At 73.4% G+C, this 15,256-nt stretch carries 12 protein-coding genes; 5 read left to right on the plus strand and 7 right to left on the minus strand.

What is annotated here, in order from left to right; genetic code table 11:
* A complete protein-coding gene (locus ACQPZZ_RS06915) occupies positions 1-1,287 on the plus strand; it encodes a thymidine phosphorylase (protein WP_432929972.1) in 1,287 nt (428 codons plus the stop codon).
* A 6-nt stretch (positions 1,288-1,293) separates the two neighbouring features.
* On the opposite strand, the gene ACQPZZ_RS06920 is transcribed toward ACQPZZ_RS06915, so the two are convergent.
* Entirely contained in the window at positions 1,294-2,709 is a 1,416-nt protein-coding gene (locus ACQPZZ_RS06920; RefSeq protein ID WP_432929974.1) for an MFS transporter, read from the minus strand.
* Positions 2,710-2,811: 102 nt separating this feature from the next.
* Between ACQPZZ_RS06920 and ACQPZZ_RS06925 the strand changes: the two genes are divergently transcribed.
* Entirely contained in the window at positions 2,812-3,819 is a 1,008-nt protein-coding gene (locus tag ACQPZZ_RS06925; protein WP_432929976.1) for a helix-turn-helix transcriptional regulator, read from the plus strand.
* A 34-nt stretch (positions 3,820-3,853) separates the two neighbouring features.
* On the opposite strand, the gene ACQPZZ_RS06930 is transcribed toward ACQPZZ_RS06925, so the two are convergent.
* The 3 genes from ACQPZZ_RS06930 to ACQPZZ_RS06940 all read right to left on the minus strand — a co-directional run bounded on the left by ACQPZZ_RS06930 (position 3,854) and on the right by ACQPZZ_RS06940 (position 6,119).
* Positions 3,854-4,486 (minus strand): LysE family translocator, encoded by a 633-nt coding sequence (locus tag ACQPZZ_RS06930; protein WP_432929978.1) that lies wholly within the window; start codon positions 4,484-4,486, stop codon positions 3,854-3,856.
* Between the two features lie 82 nt (positions 4,487-4,568).
* The gene (locus ACQPZZ_RS06935; RefSeq protein ID WP_432929980.1) at positions 4,569-5,114 is read right to left on the minus strand and encodes a helix-turn-helix domain-containing protein; all 546 of its coding nucleotides are present in this window, start codon (positions 5,112-5,114) and stop codon (positions 4,569-4,571) included.
* Between the two features lie 27 nt (positions 5,115-5,141).
* Positions 5,142-6,119, minus strand: coding sequence for an ArsR/SmtB family transcription factor (locus tag ACQPZZ_RS06940; protein ID WP_432929982.1), 978 nt, complete (start codon positions 6,117-6,119; stop codon positions 5,142-5,144).
* 58 nt (positions 6,120-6,177) lie between these two features.
* Here ACQPZZ_RS06940 and ACQPZZ_RS06945 point away from each other — a divergent pair, with 58 nt between their 5' ends.
* On the plus strand, positions 6,178-7,380 hold the full coding sequence (locus tag ACQPZZ_RS06945; RefSeq protein ID WP_432929984.1) for an MFS transporter: 1,203 nt from the start codon (positions 6,178-6,180) through the stop codon (positions 7,378-7,380).
* 77 nt (positions 7,381-7,457) lie between these two features.
* Positions 7,458-8,276, plus strand: a complete 819-nt coding sequence (locus tag ACQPZZ_RS06950) for a VOC family protein (protein ID WP_432929986.1) — start codon at positions 7,458-7,460, stop codon at positions 8,274-8,276.
* Positions 8,277-8,356: 80 nt separating this feature from the next.
* Here ACQPZZ_RS06950 and ACQPZZ_RS06955 read toward each other — a convergent pair whose 3' ends face one another.
* A complete protein-coding gene (locus ACQPZZ_RS06955; RefSeq protein WP_432929988.1) occupies positions 8,357-10,390 on the minus strand; it encodes a sensor histidine kinase in 2,034 nt (677 codons plus the stop codon).
* 377 nt (positions 10,391-10,767) lie between these two features.
* Positions 10,768-11,226 (minus strand): MarR family winged helix-turn-helix transcriptional regulator, encoded by a 459-nt coding sequence (locus ACQPZZ_RS06960; protein ID WP_432929990.1) that lies wholly within the window; start codon positions 11,224-11,226, stop codon positions 10,768-10,770.
* Between the two features lie 102 nt (positions 11,227-11,328).
* On the opposite strand from ACQPZZ_RS06960, the gene ACQPZZ_RS06965 reads away from it, so the two are divergent.
* Positions 11,329-12,759 carry an MFS transporter gene (locus ACQPZZ_RS06965; protein ID WP_432929992.1) on the plus strand — a complete coding sequence of 477 codons (1,431 nt, stop codon included), beginning with the start codon at positions 11,329-11,331 and terminating at the stop codon, positions 12,757-12,759.
* Positions 12,760-12,906: 147 nt separating this feature from the next.
* On the opposite strand, the gene ACQPZZ_RS06970 is transcribed toward ACQPZZ_RS06965, so the two are convergent.
* Complete coding sequence (locus ACQPZZ_RS06970; RefSeq protein WP_432929994.1) at positions 12,907-15,195, minus strand: hypothetical protein; 2,289 nt, start codon at positions 15,193-15,195, stop codon at positions 12,907-12,909.
* Positions 15,196-15,256: the final 61 nt, after the last annotated feature.

Genomic DNA, 15,256 nt, shown 5'->3' on the forward strand with positions numbered 1-15,256 from the left:
GTGGGGTTCGACGCGATCGAGGTCATCACCGTCAAGCGCGACCGGGGCGAGCTGCCGACCGCCCAGATCGACTGGGTGATCGACGCGTACACGCGGGGCGAGGTGGCCGACGAGCAGATGTCGGCGCTGCTGATGGCGATCCTGCTCAACGGCATGAACCGCAGGGAGATCGCGGACTGGACCCAGGCCATGATCAGGTCGGGGGAGCGGATGGACTGGTCCTCCCTCGACCGGCCCACCGCCGACAAGCACTCCACCGGAGGGGTCGGCGACAAGATCACCCTGCCGCTGGCGCCGCTGGTGGCCGCCTGCGGCGCGTACGTGCCGCAGCTGTCGGGCCGTGGTCTCGGGCACACCGGCGGCACGCTGGACAAGCTGGAGTCGATCCCCGGCTGGCGGGCGTCGCTGTCGAACGACGAGATGCTCGCCGTGATCCGCTCGGCCGGGGCGGTCGTCTGCGCGGCGGGCGCGGGCCTCGCGCCGGCCGACAAGAAGCTCTACGCGCTGCGCGACGTCACCGGCACGGTCGAGTCGATCCCGCTGATCGCCTCCTCGATCATGTCCAAGAAGATCGCCGAGGGCACGGGGTCGCTCGTGCTCGACGTGAAGGCCGGCTCGGGCGCGTTCATGAAGAACGTGGACGACGCCCGCGAGCTGGCCCGGACGATGGTCGAGCTCGGCACCGACGCCGGAGTGCACACGGTCGCCCTGCTGACCGCGATGGACCGGCCGCTGGGCCTGAAGATCGGCAACGCGCTGGAGGTCGAGGAGGCCGTCGAGGTGCTCGCCGGCGGCGGCCCCGCCGACGTGGTCGAGCTCACCGTACGGCTGGCCAGGGAGATGCTGGAGGCCGCCGCGGTCCCGGGCGCCAAAGACCCCGAGGAGGCGCTCAAGGACGGCTCGGCGATGGACGCCTGGCGGCGCATGATCGTCGCCCAGGGCGGCGACCCGGACGCGCCGCTGCCTGCGGCCGCCGAGTCGGCCGTGGTCACCGCCCCCGCCTCGGGCACGCTGCGCACGCTCGACGCGCTCAAGGTCGGCCTGGCCGCCTGGCGGCTCGGGGCAGGACGGGCCCGCAAGGAGGACCCGGTGTCGGCCGGCGCCGGGATCGTCCTGCACGCCAAGCCGGGCAAGACGGTCCGCGCCGGAGCCCCGCTGATGACCCTGTACGCCGACGAGGCCGCCAGGTTCGACCGGGCCCTCCAGGCGCTTGAGGGCGCGTACGAGATCGGCGAGGACGGCGGCGCGGAGCTGCTCCCCCTGGTCATCGACCGCATCACGGCCTGACGACCCCTACGGGTGGCGCTTCGGCAGGGTGCAGGCCACCGCCGCGGTGACCAGCGCGAGTACGGCCTCGACCAGGGCCGCGACGACCGTGGCGGGGCCGAACCCGTGCCCGGCGGCAACGGAGAAGAACAGGGTGCCGATGGCCGCGACGCCCAGCGCCGTCGCGGTCTGCTGGGTGGTGGTCAGCACGCCGCTCGCCACCCCGGCACGCTCCGCGGGGACGCCGATGAGGACCAGGCCGGTCAGGGGGATCGCGATCAGCCCCTGACCGAAGCCGGTCACTACCAGCGCGGGCGCCAGCGACAGCGGTGTCATGCCGTCGTAGTCCGACCAGGCCTGCAGGGCCGTGATCGCGAAACCCGCGGCGAGCAGGAGAGCGCCGGCCACGGTCACGTACGTGCCGAACCTGGGGACCAGCCGGGGGCACAGCAGCGAGGCGGTCAGAAAGGCGACGGCGTAGGGGATGTAGGTGAGGCCCGACTGCAAGGGCCCCAGGTGCATGCCGTACTGCAGGGAGATCGTGGTCGTCAGGATCATGCCGCCGAAAGCGGGGAAGAAGGCCAGCGTCGTCAGCAGGCCGCGCCGCATGCTCGGGGCGCGCAGCAGTGACGGAGGCAGCAGCGGCGTCCTGCCGCGACGCTCCTCACGCGACTGCACGACGGCGAAACCGGCCGCGGCGAACGGCGCCGCGGCCAGGAGAAGCTGGCACCACAGGGGCCAGTTCTCGTCGCGGCCGAGGGTCAGGGGCAGCATGAGCAGCAGGACGGTGGCGGCGAGCAGGGCGGTGCCCGGCCAGTCGACGGACGGGGCCTTGGGCGCGCGGCTCTCCGGGACGGCGCGACGGGCGGCGAGGATGCCCAGAAGGCCGAGCGGGACGTTGACGAGGAAGATCGGCCGCCAGGACAGGCCGAAGAGGTCGGCGGACACCACCAGTCCGCCGAGGATCTGCCCGGCGGCCGCGGAGACGCCCAGCGTCGCGCCGAAGACCCCGATGGCCCGCCGGCGTGCCGCGCCCTGGTAGAAGACCTGGATGGTGGCCAGCACCTGCGGCACCATGAGGGCGGCGGTGCCGCCCTGGAGCACCCGGGCGACGATCAGCAGCGCGGCGTCCGGCGCGAGCCCGCAGATCGCCGAGGCGACGGTGAAGCCCGCCATCCCCGTGATGAACAGCCTCCGGCGTCCGAAGGCGTCACCGAGCCGCCCGCCGAGGACCAGGAGGCAGGCGTAGGCGACGGTGTAGACGGCGACCACGAGCTCCAGCTCGGCCGGACCGGCGCCGAGAGTGCGGGACAACGTCGGCAGCGCGACGTTGACGACGAACACGTCGACGATGTTGAGGACGTATCCCAGCAGGATGACGGGGAGAAGCCGGCGGCCCGGCCGCACGACCTGGCCGGCCGAAGCCGGGACGGTAACTGCCATGTGTGCACCGTGCAGGGCTCGCCAACCTGGTGCCAGGAGCCGGGTGATCCTGGTACTGGCACAACCCTGGCTCCGGATCGCCCGCGACGGCATGCTGGCGTGGTGACGGTCACGATTCCCGGCACCGAGACAGGCGCACAACGCGGCGCGGCGGGGGCGCAAGGCGGCGCGGCGGGGGCGCAAGGCGGCGCGGCGGGGGCGCAAGGCGGCGCGATCAGAAAGGGGGTGCGGCGCGGTGCCGACACCGCGCGGCGGCAGGAGCTCGGCGCCTTCCTGCGGTCGCGGCGGGACCGGCTCGCGCCCGAGGCGGTGGGCCTGCCGTCCGTGGGCCGCCGCAGGGCGCCCGGCCTGCGCAGGGAGGAGGTCGCACAGCTCGCCGGCGTCGGTGTGACCTGGTACACCTGGCTGGAGCAGGGGCGGCCGATCAACGTCTCGGCCCAGGTGATCGGCGCGGTCGCCCGGGCGCTGCGGCTGGACGACGACGAGATCGCCCACCTGTTCACCCTGGCGGGGCTGCCCGCACCCACCGTCGTAAGCGAGGAGGAGGTCATCGCCGCGTCGCTGTCGGCCATCCTCGACGGCCTCGATCCGCTGCCCGCCTACGCCGTCTCCGCCCGATATGACCTCCTGGCGTGGAATCGTTCCTGTGCAACGCTGATGGGAGACTTCGCCCGGCTGCCTCCACATCGCCGCAACATGCTGTGGCTGCTGTTCGCAGAGCGGTCGTTACGCGAGCGGGTGGGCGGCTACGACACCGAGACCGGAACGCAGTGCGTGGCCAGGTTCCGCCGGAACTTCGCCGCGCACATCGGCGACCCCGCCTGGCGGGCGCTGGTCGACGAGCTGTACGAGCGCTCCGAGGAGTTCCGCCGGCTGTGGGACCGGCACGACGTCGCCTCGAACTCCTCGAAGATCAAGGACTTCCGCCATCCCCTGGTCGGTCGTCTGCGCCTCGCGTCCACCACGCTCTGGCTGGCGGATCAGCCCGGAGCCCGCCTGGTCGTCTACAACCCCGTGGACAGCCGGGGCCGGGACCTCCTCGAACGGCTGACGCGCCTCACCGGCGAACCTCCGCCGCCGTCGACGCGGACCTCCGCGCCACCGGGATAGCCGCCGGGATAGCCGCCGGGGGGGCAGCGGGGGGTCAGCGGGGGAGGAGCAACGCGCCCATGCCGACGAACAGGCCGCCGGTGAGCAGGTCGAGCCTCTTGCGCAGCCGCCGGTAGCCCCTGGTGATCCAGGGGCTACCGGCCAGGAAGGCGACGGCGGAGAACCAGGCGAACGCGACGGCCAGCATCGTGCCGAGCGTGACCGCCCGCATGACGAGGTCCGTACGGTGCGGGAGCAGGCTGGCGAACAGGGCGCCGAAGAAGACGAGCGCCTTCGGGTTGGCGAGGTTGGTCAGCAGCCCGGCGCGCCACTCGCGCAGCCTGCCCGGACGGTGCGCGGCGACGTCCGGCGCCGGGTCGTCGCCGGACGGGGACGCCTGCCCGCGGGCGGCGCGGATGGTCGCCACCCCGAACGCGATGAGGAACAGGGCGCCGGCGACGCGGGCGGCGAGGTAGAGCCACTCGAACCGCTGGACGAGCACGGTGACGCCGAACAGACCGGCGACCGCCCACACGCCGATGCCGGTGACCACGCCCGCGGCCGCGCGTACGCCGCTGCGCCGCGACCCGCCGGCCGAGTGTCTGAGCACGATGAGGAAGTCGGGACCCGGGCTCATGACCACCAGGATCCAGACACCGAGCAGGGGGAGCAGCGGCAACCACGACATGGGCGGGTCCTTCCTGGCCGGTTCCGGCGGCCATGGGCGGGTTTCCGGGCGGGCTGTGACCCGGTTCGGCGGTGGGTGGGGCTCAGCCGGTCACGGGCGAGGCGATGACCACCGTGACGTCCGCGGGGCCGTCGCCGGTGCGGTAGCGGTGCGGGCGGTCGCCCGCGAAGGCCAGCAGGTCTCCCGGCCCGAGGTGTCGCGGGTCGTCGTCCGGGCCGGCCGTGACCTCGCCCGCGGCGACCAGCAGGTGTTCGACGGTGCCGGGCGCGTGGGGGATGCCGTCGAGGTCGGTGTGCGGGGGCATGCGCAGCCGCCACAGCTCCAGGCTGTGCCCGCTGCCGATCCTGCGCAGCAGTTCGCGTGTCGGGCCGCCGGCGGCCGCGGGCATCGAGGGCAGGTGGACGGGACCGGCGTCGGTGTCCCTGGTCAGCAGGTCGGTCAGCGGGATGTGCAGCGCCAGGGCGACGGCTTCCAGCGTCTCGATCGTCGGATTGCCGGTGCCCGCCTCCAGGCTGGACAGCGTCGCCTTGCCGAGACCGGCCCGGCGGGCGAGCTCGGCCGCGGTCATTCCGCGCTGCCGCCGGCGCAGCCGGATCTGCGCGCCGATCGCCGCAGCCGCACCACTCATGAGGGCATCTTCAAGGGAACCATACGTTCACTTTACCGAACGATCCTCCATGGCTGCGAGGGCGTCGCCGAGGGGCGTGCGGTAGTACAGGACCGACCGCCCGGCCCTGCGGCGCCGTACGAGACCGGCGTCGAGGAGCACCTTGAGATGGCGGCCCACCGATCCCAGCCCCTGGCCGGTCAGCGCCACGAGGTGGGTCGTGCTCTTCGGGGCGGCGAGCAGCACGAGCACCCGCGCCCGCGCCGGGCCGAGCAGCCCGCCGAGCGCCTCGGGCACGGGCGCCCGGTCCGGCTCGGCCAGCGTTCCCGAGCAGGGATAGACCAGGGCGTAGTGCCGGCCCGCCGTCCAGGCGGTCCACGCCTGGTGGGGCGTGACCGGGACGAACATCAGCCTGGCCCCGCCGATCTGCCTCGGCGGGTAGTCATAGGTGTTGATCTGCAGCCGGTTGCCGCCGAGCCAGCGCATTCCCTGGCGCATGTCGTTCAGAGCGGCGGCCCAGCCTCCCCGGCTCACATGGCCCACACGGGCGACGATGTCGGCCTCCATGATCCGCCGCCGGCGCGGCCAGTCGGGCAGCACGGTGTGCGTCCACACCCACTCCAGCGTGTCGGCCGCGCGTTCCGGCAGGTCGGGACGGCGCAGCGGCTCCGGCAACGGGCCGCGCAGCGCCACCTCGATGTCGGCGTGCGCGGTCTCGGGCGGGGTCGCGCGAACGCGGGCCAGTTCCTCCTCGAATGCGGCCTCGCCCTCGCCGGTCGGAGCGAGTGTGAGGAAGTCGGCGGTCCAGTTGCGCCCCCGCGCGGCCCTCAGCAGCAGCGCCGTGATCGGGTCGCCGGCCAGGCGGGACCGGTAGGCGGGCAGGTGGGCGTCGAGCCACTCCCGCTCGCCCGGGTGCGCGGCCGACGCCCGCTCCAGGGTGAACAGGCAGGCGGTGGCCTCGGCCAGCGGGGAGATCACGAACCTGCTCTCCGCGAGCGTGTCGGCGTTGACCAGCCACCACCCCATGTTTCGCCTCCACGCGAAACAATAACGGCGGAGCGCGCCGGTGATCGAGGCTCCCGTCATGCGTACATATCGGGAACTGTTTCGCACCCCCGAGTTCACGCCGCTGTTCACCGTCGCGTCCGCGCAGGTGGCCGCCTCGACCGTGAGCGGCCTGGCGCTCGGCACGCTCGTGTACGGGGCGACGCGGTCGCCGCTGCTGTCGGCCCTGAGCATGTTCGGCGCGTCCTTCGCCCAGGTGCTCGGGGCGACGGTGCTGCTGTCGGCCGCCGACCGGCTGCCCCCGCGCGCCGCGATGACGGGCCTCGCGCTGGTCTTCTGCGCGGGCACGGTCGCGCTCGCCCTGCCCGGCCTGCCGCTGTGGGCGTTGTTCGCCGTCGTCCTCGGTCAGGGGCTCGCGGCCTCCCTCGGCGGTGGGGTCCGGTTCGGGCTGCTCAACGAGATCCTGCCCAAAGACGGCTACCTGCTCGGCCGTTCGGTGCTCAGCATGTCGGTCGGCGTGCAGCAGATCGTCGGCTTCGCCGCCGGGGGCGTGCTCATGACCGCGCTGTCCCCGCGTGGCACTTTGCTCGCCGGGGCGGGGCTGTACCTCGTCGCGGCGTTCGTCGCCCGGTGGGGGCTGACCGCCCGCCCGCCGCGCGCCCACGGACGGCCGTCGCCCGCGCAGACCTGGCGGGTCAACCGCACGCTCTGGTCGTCGGGGGCGCGGCGCCGCCTGTATCTGGCCCTGTGGGTGCCGAACGGCCTCATCGTCGGTTGTGAGTCGTTGTACGTCGCCTACGACTCCCGGCATGCCGGGCTGCTGTTCGCCTGCGCCGCCGCCGGCATGCTCACCGGCGACACGCTGATGGGGCGGTTCATCCCCACGCGGTGGCGCGAGCGGCTGGGCGCTCCGCTGCGGCTGCTGCTCGCCGTGCCGTACCTGGTCTTCCTCCTGGACCCGGCCCTGCCGGTCGCGGTCGCCGCCGTCGTGCTCGCCTCAGCCGGATACTCGGCCAGCCTGCTGCTCCAGGAACGCCTCATGGCCGTCACGCCCGAGGAGATGAGCGGGCAGGCGCTCGGGCTGCAGTCGTCAGGTGTGCTCACCATGCAGGGGGTCGGCGCGGCGATCGCGGGGGCGGTGGCCCAGGTCGCCTCGGCTCCGGCCGCCATGGGCGTGATGGCGGTGGCCTCCGTCGCGGTCACCCTCGCGCTGGCACCCGGTCTGCGGGCCGGTGCGGCCCCGGAGGTCCGCGCCGCCGCACCTGCGGGGAGGGCGGCCTGATCGCCGTCATCGAGGGTCGCTGTGTCAGGGTTGGTCCTGCCGTACCGGACCCGGCCGGACGCGCAGAGGGGAGAACCATGGCCGATCACCGAGGCATCCGGCATGTCGAGATCGGTGTCGCCGATCTGACCCGCTCGATCGACTTCTACCGCGATCTGCTGGATCTCACCCCGGCCGAGGGGTCGGCCGGGAGCCCGGGTGTCGCATGGCTGGCGGCGGGATCCGTGCTGCTCAAACTGGTCGAGACGGGCGGCGGCGATCTCGGCGGCTGGGTGAACGACGACCTCCAGCGCGGCATCCGGCACATCGGCTTCAAGGTCGGCGACGTCGATCTGCGGGCCGAGCGCGTGCGCGACGCCGGGGTGCCCTTCACGCTGCCGCCGCTCGACGCGGTCGGCGGCGTGCGCATCGCGTTCTTCCAGGACCCGGACGGCACGCACCTGGAGATCACCGACAACCACCTCCGGTATCACCGCGTCGCCTCGCCCGAACTGGCCGAGAGGGAAAGGCTGGCCGCCCTGAGCAGACCGCGCACGGCGCCGCCGGTCTTCGACCACGTGGCGGTCACGTCCGCCGATCTCGACGCGGCGCTGGCCTTCTACCGGGACACCCTCGGGTACGAGGTGATCGGCCAGATCGTGCAGGACCAGGACCCACGAGGCTTCCTGATCACGTATCTGCTGGCGGGTGACGCGGTTCTGGAGGTGTTCACCTTCGCCGTTCCCACGACGGCGAGTCCGTGGGCCCCCGATCCGTGCCGGCACGGGTTCCGCCACCTCGCCGTCGCCGTCGAGGACCCGGAGAAGGAGGCCGGGCGGCTGGTGGCCGCCGGTGCGCGGGTCGCGGCGGACGGTCTGCTCGTCGACCCCGACGGCGTGCCCCTCGCGCCCCTGTGACACCCCGCTGTGCTGTGACACCTGTCCTGCGCTCTGTGGCTCCTCTGCCCGGTGATCCCGCTGTCTTCTGATCGCGCTTCTCAGGGGGCCGTGTGCGTGCCGGTCGCCGGAATGGGGAGCACGACCTCCACCGTGGTGCCCGCTCCCGGTTCGCCGGTGACGAGGCAGACCCCGCCCAGCTCCGCCGTCCGCTCGCGCATGGAGGCCAGGCCGACGCCCGGGCGGCGGCGCTCCGGCGGCAGGCCCACGCCGTCGTCGCTGATCAGCAGGCGCAGCGTCGCGGGCTCGCGGCGCAGCTCGACCCGGACACGGGTGGCGCGCGCGTGGCGCCGGACGTTGGTCAGCGCCTCCTGCGCGATCCGGTAGACGGCCACTTCGACGGCGGCGGGCAGATCGCTCAGCTCACCCTCGACGCTCACCACCGTGGCCGGGCCCTCGGGAGCGTCCGGCCCGGCCAGCGACTGTACGGCGGCGGCCAGGCCCAGATCGTCCAGGGCGGGCGGGCGCAGGCCGTACACGAGCTGCCGGACGTCGCTCGTGACCGCGTCCATGCCGGAACGCAACTCGCGCAACAGCCGGTCCGCGGTCTCCGGAGAGGTCTCGAGGCTGACCCGGGCCATGGCGACGGTCATGGCCATCGCGCCGAGCGTCTGGCCCAGACCGTCGTGCAGGTCGCGGCGAAGCCGCCGCCGTTCCTCCTCCCGGGCGGCCAGGATGCGCTCCCGGGAGCGCTGCAGGTCCGCCGCCATCCGCGCCGCGTGCGCAACGTCCGCCGCGTAGGGGGCCAGCGTGGCCAGCACCCGCTCGTCGTGTGCGGCGGGGAAGCGCCGTGGGGCGGGTGGGCCGACCAGCAGCCGTCCCACCCGCTCGCCGTGCCAGACCAGCGGCACCTCACGTGGAGAGTCGCCCACCCGGCCGCTGACCGTGCTCATCACGCTGACCGCGCGCCCCTGCTCGTCTTCGGTCACCTCCACCGCGACGCCCTGCACCGCGAGGCCCTCACGCAGCACGCCGATCACCGACTCCAGCGCCTGCGCCGGATCGCCCTGGCGCACCTCCTGAACCAGCCGCTCGGCGAGCAGGCGCGGGTCGCCCACCGGACCGTAGAGCAGACGGTCGACGGCCCTTTGCAGCATCCGGCGCAACGGCCGGAAGAACGCGCCTGTGAGCAGAGCGGAGACGAGCCCGGCGACCTGGTCGTACCCGGACACGATCAGGCTCGACAGCGCGGCCACACCGAAGTAGACCCCGCCGACCACCGTCAGCAGTCCCGCGGCGACGAAGGCCCGGCTGATGACGGTGTCGATGCCGTACAGCCGGTGGCGCGTCACCGAGAACACCAACGCGACGGGGATGAACGCCGCCCAGACGACCGACAGCCAGTACAGTTCCGGCGCGGCCACGCCCACGAGCGAGAAGGCGACGTATCCCGCGAACGCGAACAGCGGCCAGCCGATCTGTCGCCTGCCGACCGGATCGGCCCGGCGGAAACGCAGCAGCAGCGACAGCGCCGCCAGCGCCAGCGACACGGCGATCGCCGTCCAGACCGCTATCTCTGTCGCCGCCATGTACGGCGCCAGGGCCGGGATCTGCAGCGGATTGTGGATGACCGCGGGGAGCGGGTAGCCCTCGAGGGGCGGGTCCGGCCGCACGAACTGGCATGCCAACCTGGTTCCGACGGACGCCACCCCGAGCAGCACCACCCCCCGCCAGCGCGGCGAGGGCAGCCTGCCGTCCGGGGAGTACAACGGCAGGAGCGTCTCCAGCGTGATGCCGCTCACCGCCCAGCCGACCTGTGCGGGGAATCTCAGGAGCTCCGCCACCCCGGTGTTCCCGCGCGCCATCGACGCGAGCATCGTGAGCTGGCAGAAGTCGTAGACGGCGCCGGCGAGCCCGCCCGCGCACATCAGCCAGGCCAGCGTGAGCCGGGGCCGGTAGGCGATGAGGAACGCGCCGACCGCAGGGAAGGTCACCCCCGCCGGCATCATCGGCGTGACCGTCTCCGATACCCGCCACTCCGGCGGGAGCTCCGCGAGGGCCGACAGCGCCGCGACCACGAGCACCGCGGACACCACCGCCATGGCGACGGCGGCCGCACGGGCTGCCCACGCCATCGCGCCCCCGCTTTCACGTTCCTGCCTGGTCTCAGGGTGCTCGGAAAAGTGGGTAAAGGTCGAGATTTGCGGCCATTGTGGTGATGCCGTTATCGGGGAGGGGTGCCCAACCCGCGCCGCAGTGATCCGCGAGGGAGCATCGCGGTGGTCCGCCGGCGCGCGGACGCCGAGCGGTACGCGGCGCCGGCCCCCCTCTCCGGACCGCCCGCCGTCACCGACCGCAACAAGCGGCACCGTCGTGCGGCACCGTCAAGCGGCATCGTCGTGCGGGTCCCGGCGAAGCGGCGCGCTCGGCCGGGCGGATCGGACCAGGCCGAGCGGGCGGGGGTGGGGTGGTCGCGGTCAGGCGAGCCAGGTCAGGCGGGCGATGGATGCGGTCAGGCGGGGCGAGCCGCCTCGTCCGGGGCGGGAGGCGCGAAACCGGCGTTCACGAGGTGCGGGAACAGGTGCGCGGACAGGACGGCCCGGTGAGTGGGGGTGGCCTCCGCGTGCCGCCGCCGCCCTTCCTCGGTGACGTGCACGAACACGCCGCGCCTGTCCGCTTCGCACATCGCGCGGGCGACCAGTCCCTCACGCTCCAGCCGGGCGATGAGGCGCGAAAGCGCGCTCTGGCTCAGGTGAACCTGGTCGGCGAGCTCCTGCACGCGGAACTTGACCGCCCCCGGATCCGCGCAGGTCGACTGCGCCTCCACCAGGCGCTCCAGCACCTCGAACTCGCTCACACCGAGCCCGTGCTTGTCGCTCAGCTCCCGCTCCAGCGCGCACGACACCTGCGCGTGCCGGGCGAGCAGTTCGCGCCAGGCCATGACCACGAAGCCGGTGTCGATGTCGTTCATGCGAGACCGCCTTTCTGGCGCGACCATACCATGCGCACACATTAGATGCAAACGCATTAATTGCTTGTGCATTGAATGCATGTGCATGTAAGTTCCAGTGCCATGTCTTCCTCCATTCAGGACGAGCGCTGGGGGGCCCGCCTGTGGGGTGCCCTCACCGTCCTCTGCGCCGTCGTGTTCCTCGACGCCCTTGACGTGTCGATGGTCGGGGTGGCGCTTCCGTCCATCCAGGCCGATCTCGGGATGTCCACCTCCTCACTGCAGTGGGTGGTGAGCGGCTACGTGCTGGGGTACGGCGGTCTGCTGTTGCTCGGGGGCCGGACCGCCGACCTGCTCGGCCGCCGCCGGGTCTTCCTGACCGCCCTGGCCGTCTTCGCGGTCGCCTCGCTGCTCGGCGGGCTGATGAGCGACGGGACGCTGCTGATCGCGGCCCGGTTCGTGAAGGGCGTCAGCGCCGCGTTCACCGCGCCCGCCGCGCTGTCCATCATCACCACGACCTTCGCCGAGGGCCCCGCACGCAACCGGGCCCTGAGCATCTTCACCGCCTGCGGCGCCAGCGGGTTCTCGCTCGGGCTGGTCCTGTCCGGCGTGCTCACCGAGATCGGCTGGCGCTGGACGTTCCTCATGCCGGTGCCCGTCGCGATCATCGCTCTGGTGGCCGGGACGCGGCTGCTCCAGCGGGGTGAGGAGCGCGGCGAGGGCGGACAGGACCTCCTCGGCGCCGCGACCATCACCGCGGCCATGCTGCTCCTGGTCTTCGCCGTGGTGGAGGCACCCAAGGTGAGCGTGGTGCGTACCGTGCTGTCGCTCGCCGCGGCCGCCGCCCTGATCGGCCTGTTCGTCTGGCTGGAGCGCCGGGTGCGGCACCCGCTGGTCCGCCTCGGCATCCTGCGCTCCGCGCCGCTCGCCCGGGCCAACTTCGGACTGGTCATCCTGTTCGGCTCGTACGTCGGCTTCCAGTTCGTGGCGATGCAGTACTTCCAGAATCTGCTGGGCTGGAGTGCCCTGGAGACCGCCCTCGCGTTCCTGCCGTCCGGGCTGCTGGTCGCGATCAGCTCGACCAAGATGGGCGGGTTCGCCGACCGCTTCGGCACCGCGCGGCTGATCGTGGTGGGCTCGGTGGCGCTGCTCGCGGGGTACGCGGTCTTCCTGCGGGTGGACCTCCACCCCAGCCTGCTCACGATGGTGCTGCCGGGCATGGTCCTGCTGGGCATCGCGTTCGCGCTGTCGTTCCCCTCGCTCAACATCCAGGCGACCGCCGGGGTCGGCGACGAGGAGCAGGGGCTCGCCTCGGGCCTGTTGAACACCTCCGGCCAGGTCGGCGGAGCCGTGGTGCTGGCGATCGTCACCGCCGTCCTGACCTCGGGGGCGGACGGCGGCGACCCGATCGCCCGCTTCCGCGCCGCGATCGTGGTCTCGGCCGGGTTCGCCCTTGTCGGCCTGGTCGTCGCCCTCACCGGGCTGCGGTTCGGGCGGCAGCCGGCCGAGCCGGTCGAGGGGGCGCGGGAGGAACCGGTGCTGGAGGCGGTTTGATCGTCCGCCGGTTCCGTGTCGTCGTCGGCGGAGAGGGCTCTCCTCTCCGCCGTCGGCGTCACCGCGCGGGCCGGCGTCGCACGGATCACAGTGGCTGTACGGATCAGTGGCTGTACGGATCGGTGGCCTTAGCAGCGGTCGTGGGGGTCAGCGCAGCGCGCCTGGGGCCCAGAGGCCGGGCACACCGCCCGCCTCGTCCAGATTGATCTGCCGGGCGGCGCCGGTGCGCACGTCGACGGCGTGGACCGAGTAGTCCTCGTCGTCGTCCTCGCCGGGACGCGCGGCCTCGACGATCACCTCGTGGTCACCCGCCCAGCCGCGTACGCCGATGATGTGGGCGCCCTCGGGAAGCGCCGCCTCGCGCCGGGTGAGCACGCGCCCGGTGACCGAGTCGAGGGTGACCAGCAGGCCGTGGTCGCCCTCGGCCGGGTGGGAGCGCTCGGCCGTCACGGCGACGGCACGCCCGTCCGGGGAGACGGCGGCGCCGGCCTCGAACAGCGCCGGGTCGATCGGCGCACGGCTCAGCGTCCGCCCGTCCGGCCGCACCCGCAGCAGGACGGTCGTGCTGACCCGGCCGGGAACGGCGTTGGTGTCCCACGTGGCCGTGCCCGTCACCGTGCCGTCGTCCGCGACCGCCAGGACCCGCATCCGCCGGGGCAACGTCCGGACGCGATAGCTGGTGAGGTTCTGCACACGTGGAGAGACCGCGCCGGCGTCCGGGCCGAAGTCGGCGGCCATCCACCGGCCGTTGGGGGAGAGGGCCAGGTGGATGTCCTCCGGCGACACCTCGTCAAGGAGTGGGACCATTCCGGTCCTCTTCGCCGTGGTGTCATGCCGGTCGAAAACGGCGAAATCGGACGACGCCTCGCTGAAGAAGGCCATGCGGTCGCCGTCCCTGCTGATCGCCACAAGGGGCTGCCAGCCGTCGCTGAGGTCGGGGACCGGGTCCGCCAGTCGCCACTGCTCACCCGTGGTCGTCACCACCCGCCACTGGTCGCAGCCGTCCGCGAACTCCTCGGTGACCGGGTCCCAGTCGCGCCGTGTGCAATACCCCTGGTAGGCGAAGCGTACGGGGGCGGGCAGGGAGGCGGGCAGCGGCGCGGGACTCGCGGCGCTCATGTCAGGGGCTCCGGGGGTGCCGGCCGTGCTCCGCCCCACGCGCCCGGCCAGGCCCGCCGCTGCGAAGGCGAGGGGGACGACGACCAGTGCGGCGAGCGTGACGCTCATGCCGGTGACCACGGCGCGACGACGTGTGCCGTGCTGCCGGCCGGTCCGCGCGGCCTCGGCGGCGAGCGGGAGGGGGTCGGGCGCGGGCGTCGCCGCCGACAGCGCGGCCAGCTCCCTGCGCAGCGCCGCCTCCCACGGGCCGTCGCCCCGGCCGTCCGCGCCGGTGCGTGCGCCGGGGAAGGCGGGAGAGGCGGAGACGGCGAACGGCGCCGCGGCAGGCGCGGCCTCCGGTGGGCCGAAGGAGGGAGTGGCGTGATACGGCGCCGTCCGGCCCGATGCGAGGGCGAAGGCGGCGGGCTCGGCTGACGGTCCGGCGGCCGGGCTCATCTCGTGGGGGGAGATCCAGGGGACACGGGAGGGGGCGGCCGCCTCCGACGGCGCGGCCCAGGGGCTTTGCGTGGCCGCCTCGGACGGCGACGCCCAGGAGCTCTGCGGGCCCGCCTCCGACGGCGAGGCCCAGGGGGCGTGCGAGGAGCGGGCCGCCACTGCCGGGGACGCCCCCGGGGCGGGCGAGGGATCGGTCGCCGCGCCGCTCGTTTCCGGGCCGCTCGTGTCCGCCCTGTTTGTGTCCGCGCTGTTTGTGTCCGGGCCGCTCGTGTCCGCCCTGCTCGTGTCCGCCCTGCTTGTGTCCGCCCTGCTTGTGTCCGCGCCGCTCGTGTCCGCGTCGGTTGCGTTCGGGTTGTTTGTGTCCGCGTCCTCGTTCTCCGGCGCGGACGGGGACTGCCCGGCCTCCCGCGCCGTGCCCGAGACGAACGAGGCGGGAAGGCGGTTTCGCAGTTCGGCGACGGCGAGCACGATCTCGGTGCCGGCAGTGGGCGCGTCCATGCGGCACAGGTCGGCCGCCTGCCCTGTGGTGTGCCCGTCGTGGAAACAGGCCACGACCAGGGCGCGCCGTCGCGGCGTCAGCCCGGTCAGCGCCTGCGCGAGGGCCGCCGTGTCCGTGCCGTGGGTGACGATCGCATGCGGGCCGGGCCCACGTGTGGAGCCGCGGGCCCGCGAGCGCTTCAGGTACGCCCGATACATCGCCTGGCGGGCGGCATGGGCCGGAAACGACCAGCGTGCGGTGCTCCACTTGGCCGCCACGGCCGCGAGCGCGGTCACCACGAGCGCGCGGGCGGCCGCCGGGTCTCCCGTCAGCGACAGGGCTGTGCGGGCGAGCGGCTTGGCCTGGTCGACGGCGAAGGCGTCGAAGCCGGGCAGATCTCTCACCGTGGCTCCTCGCCCGTACGGCGACGAGGCGCGTGTCGTGTCTGGTTCACGTGTCCACCCC

The organism is Microbispora sp. CA-135349 (assembly GCF_050947365.1).
Lineage (GTDB): Bacteria > Actinomycetota > Actinomycetes > Streptosporangiales > Streptosporangiaceae > Microbispora.